The following is a 13,891-nucleotide window of genomic DNA, read 5'->3' on the forward strand; positions in this document are numbered from 1 at the left end:
GGTCCGGGACGTCCCGGACCGCCGCCCCGGTGGTCGTCAGGCGCCCATCCCCCTCGCCAGCCTCTCCAGCAGCGCGTCCAGCTCGGCGCGTTCGGCCTCGGAGATCCCGGCGGCCAGCCTCGCCAGGCCGGCCACGTGGTCGGCCAGCGCCTTCTCCAGCAGTTCCCTTCCGGCGTCGGTGAGCCGGACGCGGACGCCCCGCCCGTCCTGCGGGTCGGGGTCCCGTCGCAGGTGACCCGCCCTCTCCAGCCGGTCGACACGGTTGGTGACCGCCGCCGGGGAGAGCAGCAGCGCCGGTGCCAGCTCGCCCGGCGACAGCTCCCCGCCGCCCCGGTAGAGGGTGGCGAGCACGTCGAACTCCCCCCGGTTGAGCCCGTACGGGTGCAGCACCGCGGCGATCGCCGCGGCGGCCTGCCGCTCGACCCGGGTGAGCCTGCCGAACAGCGCCATGGGCGCGGGATCCATGCCGGGCCGCAGGGCGGTCCACTGCTCGATCATGCGCCGCACCGGGTCCCCGGCATCTTCCGTCATCCCAGTATTTTGACATCGAAACAGATCGGTGCAAGTATTTCTACATCGAAATACATTCGGGAGGTCCGACCATGAACACCACCGTCCCCGGTACCGCCACCGCCACCGGCAACGCCCAGGTCGTCCGGGACTTCTACGCCGCGCTCAACCGGGGCGACCTGGAGGCGGCCCGCCGGACGCTCGCCCCGGACACGGTGCTGCACGTCCCCGGGCGCAGCTCCAACACCGGTGACTACGAGGGACGCGAGGCCGTCGTCGGCTTCGTCGTCGGCGCCTCGACCGTCACCCTGGGCACGCTCACGCTGCACCTCCACCGCGTCCTCGCCGACGACGAGCAGGCCGTCGCCCTGGCCACGTACACCGCCACCCGCCCCGGCCTGGACGTCCCGCTGGAGAACAACCTGGCGCACGTCATGACGATGCGGGACGGCCTGATCGCCGAGTCCTGGCTGCACAGCCGCGACCAGTACGAGGTCGACGCCTTCTGGGGCGCGTCCCCGGTGAAGGCCTGACCATGGGCGTGATCACCGGCACGCGGATCGTCCGGGCCACCCCGGCCGAGGCCGCACGGCTCTTCCTCGACTGGTCGAAGGACCCTCTCTGGCGCGCCCAGGTCCGGCGGATGACCGTCGAGCCCCCCGGGCAGGCGACGGCCGGCCAGCGCATCGTGGAGGAACTGCGGTTCGCGGGACTGCCCTTCGTCACCCCCACCCGCGTCGAGCGGTCCGGCCCCGCCTTCGCCGAGTACCGTGGCGGCAGCGCCACGGTCACCGTGAGCGGATCGCGCCGCATCGAGACCCGGCCCGGCGGCGCGGTCGCCCTCGTCGCGACCCTCGACGTCCGGCTGCGCGGCCCCCTGCGCCCGCTGACGGGGCTGCTGCTCCCCTCCTACCGGCGCCTGCAGGAGGAGGACCTCGACCGTCTCGCCGCACTCCTGGGCGACGGCGTGCCCGACGACGACCTCCGCGCCTCCCGATCTCTCCCCCCGCCTTCAGCGGGTCTGTGGTCCCGGTAACCGACCGACCGACCGGCACCGGCGTCCGCCCCCTGCGTCGGCGGGTACGTCACCACGCGGCGGCTGCCGGTCCGGGGTAGCGTGTCTCCATGATCGATCGGGAGTCCGGAACGGCCGGGGAGTCCGGAACGGCCGGGGAGTCCGGCCCCCCTCCCGAGGGGCGCCGGTTGACCCCGCGCCGGGTGGCCGTCGTCCTCCTCGCCGTCCTCGCGGTCCTGCTCGCCGCCGCCGTGGCCGTGACGGCGCTGGCCTTCCCCTCGGTCGCCGCCACGACCTGCCCCGGCTGCTACGGCCTGGAACGGCTCCGGCCCGGCCTGTACGCGGAGCCGGGCCTGCCGCCGGAGCGGCGCCGCCAGGTGATCGAGGTCGTCGAACGGGCGGAACGGCGGGTGAGCGACTTCTACGGGGGGCGGGAGAGCTCGCCGGACGTCCTGGTGTGCCTCACCCAGGACTGCTACCGCCGGATCGGCGGCGGCGAGGAACGCGGCGTCGCCGTGCTGAACCGCGCGGTGATGCTCTCCCCGGGCGGCGCCAACCCCGTGATCGCCTCCCACGAGCTGTCCCACGTGGAACTGCGCGCCCGTCTCGGCGGCGGCGAGGTCCCGCAGTGGTTCAACGAGGGACTCGCCGTCCTGGTCAGCGACGACCCCCGATACCTCTCCCGGTCCGGCGACCGGTGCCTGGCCGAGCCCCGTCCGGAGCTCCCGGCCACGCTGGAGGACTGGCTGAGCACCGCGTCCGCCGACCGGCGGACCTACGCCGAGGCCGCGTGCCGGGTGAGCCGCTGGGCCGGCGTGGGCGGCGGGCCGCAGGCGGTGCGGAACCTCACCGGACGCCTGTCGGCGGGCGAGTCCTTCGCGGAGGTCACGGGGATCGCCGCTCCCGCGCCGCCGTCCCGGCCGTGACCCCGCGTACCGGCCCGCCGTACCCTTCTCCATGCCGACGTGGGGAAAGGCGGGCACCATGAAGATCGTCCTCGACGACCTCTCCGGTCCGGAGATCGCCGGATTCCTCGACGAGCACGTCCGCGAGATGCGATCCATCACGCCCCCGGAGAGCAAGCACGCCCTCGATCTCGACGCGCTCCGCAGGCCCGGGATCACGTTCTGGTCGGTCCTGGACGACGGCCGCCTGGTGGGTTGCGGCGCGATCAAGCGGCTGGACGCGGAGCACGCCGAGGTGAAGTCGATGCGCACCGCGCCGTCCCGCAAGCGGAGCGGGACCGCCTCCCTGCTGCTGGAGCACATCATCACCGAGGCGCGGCGCATGGGATTCACCCGCCTCAGCCTCGAGACCGGCGCGGACGACTTCTTCCTGCCCGCCCGCAGGCTGTACGCGAAGTTCGGGTTCGCCTGCTGCGAACCCTTCGCGGACTACCGGCCCGACCCGCTCAGCGTGTTCATGACGCGGACCCTCTGACGGGGTGACCCGGCTCCGGGCACCCCGGCCGCCGGGCGAGGCGGCGGGAGCGGGCGCCCGGCTCAGGAGGTCGCGGACGGCCCCTCCGAGGCCAGACGCGCGGCCTGCTCACGGCCCACCTCGGTGGCCCGGCGGAGGTACTCGGCGATGACGTCCAGTTCAGCGTCGGTGAAGGTCTCCAGCGCTCTGCCGTACGCCTCGCCGGGGACGTCCCAGACCGCGGCGACGCGGGCGCGGGCGACGGGCGCCAGCTCGACCAGGGCGCGCCGGCGGTCGTGCGGGTCGGCGACGCGCACGACCAGTCCCGTCCTGGCCAGGCGGTCGACCAGGCGGGTGGCCGAGCCGGGGGTCAGGCCGGTCAGCCGGGCGATCTCGCCGGTGCTCACCGGTCCCGTCTCCAGATCGAGCAGGGCGACACACTGCAGGTCGGTGGGGTGCAATCCCAGGTGGTCGGCCATCGCCTGGTTGAACAGCGAGTAGGCGGCGTAGTGCCGCTGGCTCTCTGCGGCGACCCGCCTCAGCAACTCGGCTCGATTTGACACGGGCTCCTCCATGCCTCACATTTACGTGCGCCGCGCAATGTTTGCGTAACGCAATATTTGCGTCACATCTGCATGTTCCCATCATCCCGGAAAGAGGAGACCCCTTGTCCACGCTCGCCCGCGCCGATCCCCCTCAGGCGCTCTCGCCCGGACGGCGGCGGGCCGTTCTGGCGGTCGTCCTGGCCGCCGCCGTCCTGGACCTGCTGGACGCGACCGTCACCACCATCGCCGCGCCGACCGTCGCCGCCGACCTCGGCGGGGGCGAGGCCCTCGTCCAGTGGCTCGGCGCGAGCTACGCCCTCGCCCTCGGCGTCCTGCTGGTGGTCGGCGGCAGGCTCGGCGACAGGTACGGCCGGCGCCGGCCTCGCCACCGAACCCCGTCACCCTGAAGGGAACACCGATCATGACCATCCTCGTCACCGGCGGCCGCGGCGCCGTCGCAGGCGCCCTCGTCACCCTGCTGCGCGACCGCGGGCTCCCGTTCCGCACGGCCTCCCGCGAGCCCCGGGACCACGACACCGTACGGTGCGACCTCGGCGACCCGTCCACCTTCCCCCCTGCCCTGGACGGCGTGACCTCGGTCTTCCTGTACGCCTCGCCCTCCCACGCCCCCGCGTTCGCCGAGAGGGCCGCCGAGGCCGGGGTCGAGCACATCGTGCTGCTGTCCTCAGCCGTGGTCCTCTCCCCGGACGCGGAGACCGACCCCCTGGCCGCGTTCCACCTGGAGACGGAGAGGGCCCTGACGGCGTCCCCCGTCCGGTCCACGGCGCTGCGTCCCGGCGCCTTCGCCGGCAACGCGCTGGCCTGGGCCCGGTCCATCAGGTCCGGCGCCCCCGTCGGCCTGCCGTTTCCGAACTCCCACAGCGACCCCATCCACGAGGCCGACATCGCGGAGGCGGCCCTGGCCGTTCTCACCGACCCGGCCCTGGCCGGCCGGCCGTACACCCTGACCGGACCGCAGTCCCTGACCTTCGCCGAGCAGATCGGCATCCTGGCCCGTGTGACCGGCAGGAGCATCACCGTCGCCCCGATCACCCCGGAGGAATGGAGGTCACGGATGGCCGACCACATGCCCGGGGCCTACGCCGACGCCCTTCTGGCCTGGTGGGAGTCCACCGACGGCTCGCCCGTCGGGACCACCCGCACCGTCGAGGAGCTGACCGGTCGTCCCGCCCGCACCTTCGCCGACTGGGCCGGGGACCACGCCGGCGACTTCACCGGGTGATCCGGCTGCCGGCGGACGTGACGCCCGTGACGTCCGTACGGCGCGGGCGTCCCCCGACGACTCCCGCCGCCCACAGGGCCACGCCGATGTAGAGGACCTGCTCGGGAAGGCGCTGCCACAGCGGCGTCGCCGCCTCCCCCGCCAGGGGCACCCCGGCCAGCGCGGCGTGGACGTTGGCCGGGAGCATGAGCACGAACAGCAGCGCCAGGCAGATCCCGGCCGCCCGCCGGGTGCCCGTCACCACCAGCCCCACCGCCCCGGCCAGCTCCAGCACGCCGGTCAGGTGGACCACGAGGCCGGGGAACGGGACGAAGGGCGGAACCATGGCCGTCATGTCGGCGTGGTTCGGCATGAAGGTCACGTCCGACGGGACGAAGTGGGCGGTGGCCGTCATCACCAGCATGACGGCCAGTCCGTGCGCTGCGCTCACCTGCCAGGTGGAGAAGCGCGCCCGGTGGGTCAGCGCGCCCAGCAGACGGAAGAACAGCGTGGCGACGGCGAGAACGATCACGGTCATGGGGGTCACCTTTCCTTGGATAGTGATACTACCCAAGATTGGATAGTTGGGCTATCCAAAAAACCGAGGTGCCCGACGGCCGAGATCGGTGGCTGATGATCGGTGATCGATAGCCGATGGCCGATGGCCGGTGGGAGGTGGCCGGCGGGAGGTGGCCGGTGGGAGGTGGGAGGTGCCTCCGAGAGGGGAAGCCGGGAGCCGGGCGGGGTGGCCGGGGAGAACCATCGAGACCTCCCCGGCGTTCGAGACGTTTCCGGTGTCCCCCGCCGCCCCCTGCGTTCGCGGTGTTCGCGGTGTTCCCGGCTTTCGCAGCGTCCCCGGCGGCCCCGGTGGCCCGGGAGGCCCGGGAGGCTACGGCGTGTCGGTTCCGGGTGTGCCGCTGCCGCGGCCGCGGTCGTCCAGGACCAGGGGCTCCCGCCCGTCGATCCTGTAGCGGATGTGGGTGACCCTCGGGCTCTGGACGACCCGGATGGGCGTGAGCTCGATCGCCTCCTTCACGGCGAGGTCGAGGTCGGCGTCGAACAGGCGCATCCCGGTGCCGAGGACGGTCGGGACGATGTGCAGCTCCAGCTCGTCCAGGAGGCCGGCCTTGATGACCTGGCGCAGCAGGGTGCCGCCCCCGGAGATCGCCACGTCCTTGCCGCCCGCGACGGCGCGGGCCTGCTCGACGGCACTGGCGACCCCGTCGGTGACGTAGGTGAAGCTGGTCCCGCCCTTGCGCCTCAGGACCTCGCGGGGGCGGTGGGTCACGACGAACACCGGCGCGCGGAACGGAGGCTCGTCGCCCCAGGGCACCTCTCCCCCGTCCGCCATGTTCCGCCCCATGACGTAGGCCCCGGCCGCCTCGAACGTCTCGCCGATGATGGCGGCGTCGACGTCGTCCTTGCCGCCCTGGAAACCCTGCCGCCCGCGCCAGGCCGCGCCGTCGATCACCCATCGGGTGATCCGGTAGAAGCCCGCGGCCTCCGCCGAGTCGATCCAGCTCCCCGTGCCGTCATGGCGCGGGCCGGCGTAGTGGCCGTCAAGTGAGATCGACATCTGTGCCGTCACCTTGGTCATGTCGTGTCGCTCCTTCGTGCGGACCCCTCGATGGGCCCGTTCGGGGAGGGAACGGAGCCGCGGACGGGATTTCTACACGCCCACGCCGGAAAAAGGGATTTCTACGCGCCCGCGCCGGAAATTCGAGTCATCCCGCGCAGCGGACGGCTCGCCCGAGAAGGAACCGCTGCTCGGGCCGGCTGCCGGCCAGGCGCGCGGCCTCCCGGTACGCCTCGGCGGCCTCGGCGGCCCGGCCGTCCCGCTCCAGCAGGTGGGCGCGGACCGCCAGCAGCCGGTGGTGCCCGGCGAGCACCCCGGACCCCAGCTCGTCCAGCAGCGCCAGCCCGGCGCGCGGCCCGCGCACCATCGCCAGCGCGACCGCCCGGTTGAGGGTGGTGACGGGGTTGGGCTCCAGGCGCTCCAGGATCTCGTACAGTGCCAGGATCTGCCGCCAGTCGGTGTCCTCGGCCGACGGCGCCTCGTCGTGCACCGCCGCGATGGCCGCCTGCACCTGGTACGGGCCGATCGGCCCCGTCGCCAGCGTGCGGGCGACGAGCTCGGTCCCCTCGGCGATGGCGGCGGCGTCCCAGAGGGAGCGGTCCTGCTCCGCCAGCGGCACGAGCACGCCGCCGGGGCCGGTACGCGCCGCGCCGCGGGCCTCGGTCAGCAGCATCAGCGCCAGCAGGCCCGCGGTCTCGCCCGACCCGGGCAGCCGCGCGTGCAACCGGCGTACGAGACGCAGGGCCTGCCGGGTCAGGTCGGGCCGGCGCAGGTGCGATCCGGCGCTGGCGCTGTAGCCCTCGTTGAACATCAGGTACAGCACGTGCAGCACGACCCGCAGCCGGGGCCCGTGCTCGGGGTCCGCGGGGGCCTCGAAGCGGGCCCCGGCCTCGCGCAGGCGCTGTTTGGCCCGTGAGACGCGCTGCCCCATGGTCTTCTCGGGCACCAGGAAGGACGCGGCCACCTCGGCGGTGGTCAGCCCGGCGACCGCCCTCAGCGTGAGCGCCATCTGCGAGGGAGCGGTCAGCGCCGGGTGACAACACAGGAACAGCAGCTCCAGCAGGTCGTCGCGGGCCTGTTCGACGTCCGGCGGCGGCGCGACCAGCGCGTCGCGCGGCGTGGCGTCGAGGGCGGCCCGCTCGCGGCGCTCGCGGGCGCCGTCGGAGCGGACCTGGTCGATGTAGCGGTTCGCGGCGACCGTGACGAGCCATCCCAGCGGGTGGGCCGGGACGCCATCACGCGGCCAGGCGCCCGCGGCGGTGATCAGCGCCTCCTGGGTCGCGTCCTCGCACCGGGCGAAGTCGCCGTGGCGGCGCACGAGCGTACCGAGCACCCGGGAGGCCAGCGACCTCAGCAGCTCCTCGACCGGGTCGCCGGCTCCCGGCCGTCCCCCGGCCGGATCACCGGTGCCGGGTGGGCCCTCGACCGGATCGCCCGTGCCGGGCCGCGTCTCGGCCGGGTCGCCGGCTCCCGGCGGCCCCCCGGCCGGGTCGTCAGGTCTCGGCACTCGCCCAGCCACGCTCCATCAGCGGCCACACCTCCAGGCCACCGACACCGTGGCTCAGCCCGGGATAGGATTTCGCGATCTCCAGCGCCCGCCGCTCGTCGTCGACCTCGACCACGAAGTAGGAGCCGACGTACTCCTTCGCCTCGATGTAGGGGCCGTCGGTGACGACCACGTCGCCCGCCACCGGCCGGACCGACCGCGGCCGGGGGAGCAGCCCCTCGGACCCGAGCAGCTCCCCGGACTCGCGCAGCGCGGCGTTGAAGCCGTCGACCTCGTCGATCAGCCGCGCCATCTCCTCCGGCGCCAGGCTGTTCCAGATGTCCTCGTTGCCGTAGATCAGCATCAGGTATCGCACCGCGGGGTCCTCGTTCTCGTCACCGGGCCGGCGCCACCTCCCGGAGGGGCGGTCCGCGCGTCATGTCCTCCGATTCTGCCGCAGCGGGAACGCTCACCCGGCCGCGCCCCGGCGTCCGGGCGTCCGGGCGTCCGGGCGTCCGGGCGTCCGGGCGTCCGGGGGCGGTGAGCCGAGCGCCCGTGGGCTCACCCCGGGGACCGCCCCCGTCGTGGAGGGGGCGCGGCGGTGTGCCGGTGCGCGCAGATATACAAACGATCGGTCGTTAATATAGTGTGCGTCCATGACGACCGACGGGCGGCGGCTGCGTGGATTGCGCAGCCGGGAGGCGATCCTGGAACAGGCGGTGAGCCTGGCCTCGATCGAGGGGTTGAACGGGCTCTCCCTGGGACGGCTCGCCACGGCGACCGGCACCAGCAAGTCCGGATTTTTCTCCCATTGGCAGGACAAAGAAGAGCTGCAGCTCGACGCGGTGGAGTGGGCCGTCCGGCAGTGGACCGAGGCGGTGGTGGCCCCGGCCATGCAGGCTCCCCCCGGCGTACGGCGGCTGTTCGCGCTGCACGAGGCGCGGCTGAAGTTCTACGGCGACGGCGTGCTGCCCGGCGGGTGCTTCTTCTTCAGCGTGCAGGCCGAGTTCGACGACCGGCCAGGGGCCGTGCGCGACCGTGTCTCACGCGCCCTGCACGACTGGCTGGGGTTCATCCGGCGGCTGGTGGGCGAGGCCGTGGCGCTGGGCGAGCTGGACGGGAGCGTGGACCCGGCCCAGCTCGCGTACGAGATCGACGCGCTCGGGGAGATGATCGTCCTTCACTCCCGCCTGCACGACGGACCGGCCGCCTACGTCCACGGTCGCCGTGCCGTGCTGCAACGCCTGCGCGCGCTCTGCCCGGACCCCGCACTTCTCCCGGAGGACTGACCATGATCGACGACGGTGTTCACGAGCCGGTCCAGGTGCATTTCGACGATCTCGACGCCATGGGACTGCTGCACAACTCCCGCTACTCCCTGCTGGTCGAGCGCGCGATCAGCGCGTACTGGCGCCGCCTGGGCTGGGCGCCCGATCCGGCCCTGTCGGCGTTCAAGGACGTCTTCCTCGCCGTACGCGAGTTCAAGGTGACCTACCACGTCCCCATCGCCGGGGCGGGCGAGCCGCTGGTGCACTTCTGGATCGACCGCCTGGGCCGCAGCAGCGGCGTGTACGGCTTCCGCGTGCTGTCGCCCGACCGCGCCGTGGTGCACGCCGAGGGCTACCGCGTCAACGTCAACCTGGACCCGGCCACGTTGCGGCCCGCGCCGTTCAGCGACGAACTGCGCACCGCCGCCGACTCCCTGCTCCGCCGTACGGCGGCGGCGGCCTGCTGAGATCCCGCCGCGTCACCGGTGAGCGGGGTCCCCGGAGCCCTCGGGGTCCGCGGGCGGGGTGGGCGGGGTGGGAGTGGTGGGCGGGGTGGGAGTGGTGGGCCGCGGCCGGATGTGGTGGCGGCCGATGGGGAGCATCAGGGGGCGGCCGGAGACGGGGTCGGCGATGATGCGGCTGTCGAGGCCGAAGACGGCGCGGACCATGTCCTCGGTGAGGACCTCGTCCGGGGTGCCGGAGGCGTGGACGCTCCCCTCGGCCAGGGCGATGAGGTGGTCGGCGTAGCGGGCCGCGAGGTTCAGGTCGTGCAGGACCATCACGATGGTGGTGCCGCGCGTGTGGTTCAGGTCGGTCAGCAGGTCCAGGACCTCGATCTGGTGGCTGGCGTCGAGGAAGGTCGTGGGCTCGTCCAGCAGCAGCAGGTCGGTCTGCTGGGCCAGCGCCATGGCGATCCAGACCCGCTGGCGCTGGCCGCCGGACAGCTCGTCGACCGGCCGGTCGGCCAGGTCCGTCGTCCGGGTGGCCTCCAGGGCGGACGCCACCGCGGCGTCGTCCCCGTCGTTCCACCGGGAGAAGATCCCCTGGTGGGGATGGCGGCCACGGCCGACGAGGTCGAGCACGGTGATGCCCTCGGGCGCGATCGGCGACTGGGGCAGCAGCCCGAGCGTGCGGGCCAGTTCCTTGGCGGGCATGCGGTGCACCTGCCTGCCGTCCAGGACGACACGGCCCGCCCGGGGCCGCAGCAGCCTCGACAGGGAACGCAGCAGCGTCGACTTGCCGGAGGCGTTCGCGCCGACGACGACCGTGATCTCGCCGGGCGGCACGGTCAGGTCGAGGGACTCGACGACGACGCGGTCGCCGTAGCCGAGCGTGAGGCCCTCGGCCGCGAGGGAGTGGGACGTGGTCACAGCGAGCCTCCGGCCCGATGGGTGCGGACGATCAGGTAGACGAGGTACGGCGCGCCGAGGACGCCGGTGACGACGCCGACCGGGTAGCGGATGTCGAACGCGAACTGGCCGGTGAAGTCGGCGACGAGGACCAGCAGGGCGCCGACCAGCCCGGCGGGCACGAGCAGGGAGCCGTTCGCGCCGACGAGCCGGGCCGCGATGGGGCCGGACAGGAACGCCACGAACGCGATCGGCCCGGCCGCCGACGTGGCGAAGGCGATCAGGCCGACGGCGGCGACGATCACCGTGACGCGGGTGTGTTCGACGCGGACCCCGAGGGCGGAGGCGGTGTCGTCGCCGAGCTGCATCGCCGACAGGTCACGCCCCTGCGACAGCAGGACGGGCCCGAGGACGGCCAGCGCGACGACGACGGGCACGACCTGGTCCCAGATCGTGCCGTTGAGGCTTCCGGTCAGCCAGCGCAGGGCCTCCTGCAGGTCCCAGTCGGCGGCCTGGGACAGGACGTAGGAGGTGATGCTCTCCAGCATGGCGGCGATCCCGATGCCGATCAGGATCAGCCGTGTGCCGACGACCCCGTCCCGGAACGCCAGGGTGTACACCAGCAGCGCGACGGCGAGGGCGGAGACGATGGCCAGGAACGACACCTGGGCCCGCTCCAGGGACAGTGCCACGATCGCGATGGCCGCCGCGGCGCTCGCCGCCCAGCTGATGCCGATGATGTCGGGGCTGGCCAGCGGGTTGCGGAGCATCGTCTGGAAGGTGACGCCACCCAGGCCGAAGCAGAGCCCCGCCGCCACGGCGAGGACGGCCCGCGGCAGCCGGAGCCGCCCGACCGTGAAGGACGCGCCGGGCACCTGCTCGCCGAGGACGACGCGGACCACGTCGCCGAGGGGGTAGAACGTCTGCCCGGCCATCAGGGTCAGGAGGAACCCGGCGACGACGAGCACCGCCAGGGTCAGGACGACGACGCGGCGCCGGGAGGCGCGGCGACGCCGGCCCCGGGCGACCATGAGGGCGACGGGCGTCCGGACGCCGGCGGGCGCGGAGACCGAGGCGAAGGCGGGAGCGGAGGCCGGGGCCGGGGCGGGAGCGGAGGCCGGGGCCGGGGCGGAGGCGGGAGCGGGGGCCGGGGCGGAGGCGAGGGCTGGGGCTGGGGCGGAGGCGGGAGCGGGGGCGGGAGCGGGAGCGGGGGCCGGGGTGCTCGCGGTCGCGCCCTCGCCGGAGCCGGGCCGGGCGGCGCCGCCCTGCCCGGCGGCTCGCTCGCTACGCTCGTTCACAGGTCACGCACCTTCTGACTGCGGACGATGTGGATGAAGAACGGGGCGCCGATCAGCGCCGTGACGATGCCCACCTCGATGTCCTGGGGGCGCGCCACCATGCGACCGACGACGTCGGCGGCGGTGAGCAGCGACGCGCCGACCAGGGCGGAGAAGGGCAGCAGCCAGCGGTGGTCGACGCCGACGAGCATGCGGCACGCGTGCGGGACGACGAGCCCGACGAAGGCGATCGGCCCCGCGACGGCCGTGGACGCGCCGCACAGCACGACGGCGCCGAGGGCGGCCGTGGCCCGGATGAGGACGACGCGCTCCCCCAGCCCGGCCGCGAGCTCGTCCCCCAGGGCCAGCGAGTTCAGCGCCCGCGCCGACAGCAGGCACACGGCGAACCCCACGGCGAGGAACGGCAGGACCTGCCCGACGCGCTCGTAGGACGCGCCGCCGACCCCGCCGATCTGCCAGAGCCGGAAGGTCCCGGCGATGTCGTTGCGGGGCAGGACGACGGCGCTGACCAGGGACGCGAAGGCCGCCGACGTGGCGGCGCCGGCGAGCGCCAGCTTCAGGGGCGTGGCCCCGCCGCGCCCGAGGGACCCGACGGTGTAGACGAACACGGCCGAGAGCGCGGCCCCGGCCATCGCGACCCAGACGTACCCGGTCGGCGACGTGAGCCCGAAGAACGCGACGGCGCTGACGACGGCGAGCGAGGCGCCCATGTTGACGCCCAGGATGCCCGGGTCGGCCAGCGGGTTACGGGTCACGCCCTGCATGACGGCCCCCGACAGGCCGAGCGCGGCGCCGACGACGATCGCGAGCAGGGTGCGCGGCACCCGCTTGACGACCGCCGCCTGTTCGATGGAGCCGTCCGCGCCGCCGAGGGCGGCCCACACGTCGGCCCAGGTGACGTCGCGCGAGCCGAGGGCGACGGAGGCCACCGTGAACGCCGCCAGGACCAGGAGCGCGACGACCAGCCACAGGACGCGGACACGCGCCGGACGCCGTACGAGAACGGCGTCCGGAGCGCGGCCGGTGTCGACCGGTGTCACCTGACCTTGTCCGCGACCTCGGCGAGCGCCTTGGCGTAGTCCTCCAGCACCCAGGAGATCGACAGGGGGGTCGGGTTCGCGGCGGTGCCCAGGGGCGTGCTGTCGGGCAGCAGGTAGATCGAGCCGCGCTTGACGGCGGGGATCTTCGACAGCAGCGGGTCCTTGCGGATCTTCGCGAGCAGTTCGCCCTTCGCGTCGCCGTACCCGGTGATGATGTCGACGTCGTCGAACAGGTCGATCTGCTCGGCGCTCCGCGTCAGGGCGAACTTGTCGGTGCCCTCGGAGGCCTTGGCGATGCTGGCGGGGATCGTCAGCCCGAGGTCCTCGAAGAACAGCGTGCGGGTGTCGTGCGTGGTGTAGAAGCCGATCTCGCTGACGTCGTTGGGGTCGACGTGCGTCATGAACATCGCCGACTTGCCCTTGAGCTGCGGGTACTTCGCCGCGACCTCGGCGATGTCGCCCTCGATGTCGCCGATGAGCTTCTCGCCCTCGGCGGCGAGGCCGATCGCCTTGCTGTTCAGCTGGATGATCTCACGCCACGGGGTCGCCCACGCGGCCTTCGGGTAGGCCACCACCGGGGCGATCGTGCTCAGCGTCTCGTAGTCCTGCTTGGTCAGGCCCGAGTACGCGGCCAGGATCACGTCCGGCTTCGTGTCGGCGACGGCCTCGAAGTCGATGCCGTCGGTCTCGTCGAACAGCACGGGCGTCGGGGCGCCGAGCTTCTCCAGGCGCTCCTTCACCCAGGGCAGGAGCCCGTCCTTGTCGTCGTCGCCGAAGTTCGCGGCGGCCATGCCGACCGGGACGACGCCGAGGGCCAGGGGCGCCTCGTGGTTGGCCCAGTTGACCGTGGCCACCCGCTGCGGCTTCGCCGGGATCGTGGTCGTCCCCAGCGCGTGCTCGATCGTGACGGGGAAGGCGCCGGAGTCGCCGCCCGTGCTCGCGCTCGCGCTCGGGGCGGTGCTCGCGCCGGTGGTCCCGGCGCCGGTCTCCGGCTGTCCACCGCAGCCCGCGATACCCAGCAGGGCGACGGCCGCGACGGCGAGGATGCGAAGGCTACGTGGACGCTTCAATCCGTACTCCACTTTCAGAATTTCCACCGGCGCCGGTCCTCACCCGTCGGATCGCGGTACGCGTCCGTGGAGCGTCACACGATGACCACCGCG

The 13,891-nt window shown here is 73.5% G+C and carries 18 protein-coding genes; 8 read left to right on the forward strand and 10 right to left on the reverse strand.

The features are described 5' to 3' along the window. Positions 1–36: 36 nt before the first annotated feature. Positions 37–531: a MarR family winged helix-turn-helix transcriptional regulator gene (locus ACLQ2R_RS30010; RefSeq protein ID WP_425964290.1), complete on the reverse strand. Its 495-nt coding sequence runs from the start codon at positions 529–531 to the stop codon at positions 37–39. 71 nt (positions 532–602) lie between these two features. On the opposite strand from ACLQ2R_RS30010, the gene ACLQ2R_RS30015 reads away from it, so the two are divergent. The 4 genes from ACLQ2R_RS30015 to ACLQ2R_RS30030 all read left to right on the forward strand — a co-directional run bounded on the left by ACLQ2R_RS30015 (position 603) and on the right by ACLQ2R_RS30030 (position 2,965). Further along, positions 603–1,043 (forward strand): nuclear transport factor 2 family protein, encoded by a 441-nt coding sequence (locus tag ACLQ2R_RS30015; protein WP_425964292.1) that lies wholly within the window; start codon positions 603–605, stop codon positions 1,041–1,043. Between the two features lie 2 nt (positions 1,044–1,045). Beyond that, positions 1,046–1,546: an SRPBCC family protein gene (locus ACLQ2R_RS30020; protein ID WP_425964294.1), complete on the forward strand. Its 501-nt coding sequence runs from the start codon at positions 1,046–1,048 to the stop codon at positions 1,544–1,546. A gap of 89 nt (positions 1,547–1,635) precedes the next feature. Then, on the forward strand, positions 1,636–2,451 hold the full coding sequence (locus ACLQ2R_RS30025) for a hypothetical protein (protein WP_425964296.1): 816 nt from the start codon (positions 1,636–1,638) through the stop codon (positions 2,449–2,451). 31 nt (positions 2,452–2,482) lie between these two features. Beyond that, positions 2,483–2,965 carry a GNAT family N-acetyltransferase gene (locus ACLQ2R_RS30030; RefSeq protein WP_425964297.1) on the forward strand — a complete coding sequence of 161 codons (483 nt, stop codon included), beginning with the start codon at positions 2,483–2,485 and terminating at the stop codon, positions 2,963–2,965. A 62-nt stretch (positions 2,966–3,027) separates the two neighbouring features. On the opposite strand, the gene ACLQ2R_RS30035 is transcribed toward ACLQ2R_RS30030, so the two are convergent. After that, the gene (locus tag ACLQ2R_RS30035; protein WP_425964299.1) at positions 3,028–3,507 is read right to left on the reverse strand and encodes a MarR family winged helix-turn-helix transcriptional regulator; all 480 of its coding nucleotides are present in this window, start codon (positions 3,505–3,507) and stop codon (positions 3,028–3,030) included. 104 nt (positions 3,508–3,611) lie between these two features. Between ACLQ2R_RS30035 and ACLQ2R_RS30040 the strand changes: the two genes are divergently transcribed. Together ACLQ2R_RS30040 and ACLQ2R_RS30045 are read left to right on the forward strand one after the other, a co-directional pair. After that, positions 3,612–3,896, forward strand: a complete 285-nt coding sequence (locus ACLQ2R_RS30040; protein WP_425964300.1) for an MFS transporter — start codon at positions 3,612–3,614, stop codon at positions 3,894–3,896. Between the two features lie 14 nt (positions 3,897–3,910). After that, positions 3,911–4,732 carry an NAD(P)H-binding protein gene (locus ACLQ2R_RS30045; RefSeq protein WP_425964301.1) on the forward strand — a complete coding sequence of 274 codons (822 nt, stop codon included), beginning with the start codon at positions 3,911–3,913 and terminating at the stop codon, positions 4,730–4,732. Here the strand turns inward: ACLQ2R_RS30045 and ACLQ2R_RS30050 are convergent. From ACLQ2R_RS30050 to ACLQ2R_RS30065, 4 genes are all read right to left on the reverse strand, one after another. Further along, positions 4,722–5,249 carry a DoxX family protein gene (locus ACLQ2R_RS30050; RefSeq protein WP_425964302.1) on the reverse strand — a complete coding sequence of 176 codons (528 nt, stop codon included), beginning with the start codon at positions 5,247–5,249 and terminating at the stop codon, positions 4,722–4,724. The genes ACLQ2R_RS30045 and ACLQ2R_RS30050 overlap by 11 nt on opposite strands. Before the next feature lie 351 nt (positions 5,250–5,600). Then, positions 5,601–6,308: a dihydrofolate reductase family protein gene (locus ACLQ2R_RS30055; protein ID WP_425964303.1), complete on the reverse strand. Its 708-nt coding sequence runs from the start codon at positions 6,306–6,308 to the stop codon at positions 5,601–5,603. 127 nt (positions 6,309–6,435) lie between these two features. Then, entirely contained in the window at positions 6,436–7,794 is a 1,359-nt protein-coding gene (locus ACLQ2R_RS30060) for a sigma-70 family RNA polymerase sigma factor (RefSeq protein ID WP_425964304.1), read from the reverse strand. Next, positions 7,781–8,149, reverse strand: a complete 369-nt coding sequence (locus ACLQ2R_RS30065; RefSeq protein WP_425964306.1) for a YciI family protein — start codon at positions 8,147–8,149, stop codon at positions 7,781–7,783. The genes ACLQ2R_RS30060 and ACLQ2R_RS30065 overlap by 14 nt, the downstream gene beginning before the upstream one ends. Before the next feature lie 280 nt (positions 8,150–8,429). On the opposite strand from ACLQ2R_RS30065, the gene ACLQ2R_RS30070 reads away from it, so the two are divergent. Both ACLQ2R_RS30070 and ACLQ2R_RS30075 read left to right on the forward strand, forming a co-directional pair. Beyond that, complete coding sequence (locus ACLQ2R_RS30070) at positions 8,430–9,062, forward strand: TetR/AcrR family transcriptional regulator (RefSeq protein ID WP_425964307.1); 633 nt, start codon at positions 8,430–8,432, stop codon at positions 9,060–9,062. A gap of 2 nt (positions 9,063–9,064) precedes the next feature. Next, a complete protein-coding gene (locus ACLQ2R_RS30075) occupies positions 9,065–9,508 on the forward strand; it encodes an acyl-CoA thioesterase (protein WP_386247391.1) in 444 nt (147 codons plus the stop codon). Between the two features lie 12 nt (positions 9,509–9,520). Here the strand turns inward: ACLQ2R_RS30075 and ACLQ2R_RS30080 are convergent, their stop codons facing one another. From ACLQ2R_RS30080 to ACLQ2R_RS30095, 4 genes are all read right to left on the reverse strand, one after another. Then, entirely contained in the window at positions 9,521–10,411 is an 891-nt protein-coding gene (locus ACLQ2R_RS30080; protein ID WP_425964308.1) for an ABC transporter ATP-binding protein, read from the reverse strand. Then, positions 10,408–11,421 (reverse strand): FecCD family ABC transporter permease, encoded by a 1,014-nt coding sequence (locus ACLQ2R_RS30085; protein ID WP_425964560.1) that lies wholly within the window; start codon positions 11,419–11,421, stop codon positions 10,408–10,410. Before ACLQ2R_RS30085 ends, ACLQ2R_RS30080 begins: the two co-directional genes overlap by 4 nt. A gap of 263 nt (positions 11,422–11,684) precedes the next feature. Further along, positions 11,685–12,728, reverse strand: coding sequence for a FecCD family ABC transporter permease (locus tag ACLQ2R_RS30090; RefSeq protein WP_425964309.1), 1,044 nt, complete (start codon positions 12,726–12,728; stop codon positions 11,685–11,687). After that, complete coding sequence (locus tag ACLQ2R_RS30095) at positions 12,725–13,798, reverse strand: iron-siderophore ABC transporter substrate-binding protein (RefSeq protein ID WP_425964311.1); 1,074 nt, start codon at positions 13,796–13,798, stop codon at positions 12,725–12,727. Before ACLQ2R_RS30095 ends, ACLQ2R_RS30090 begins: the two co-directional genes overlap by 4 nt. Positions 13,799–13,891: the final 93 nt, after the last annotated feature.

This window comes from Streptosporangium sp. DT93, from assembly GCF_049844535.1.
Taxonomy (GTDB): Bacteria; Actinomycetota; Actinomycetes; order Streptosporangiales; family Streptosporangiaceae; genus Streptosporangium.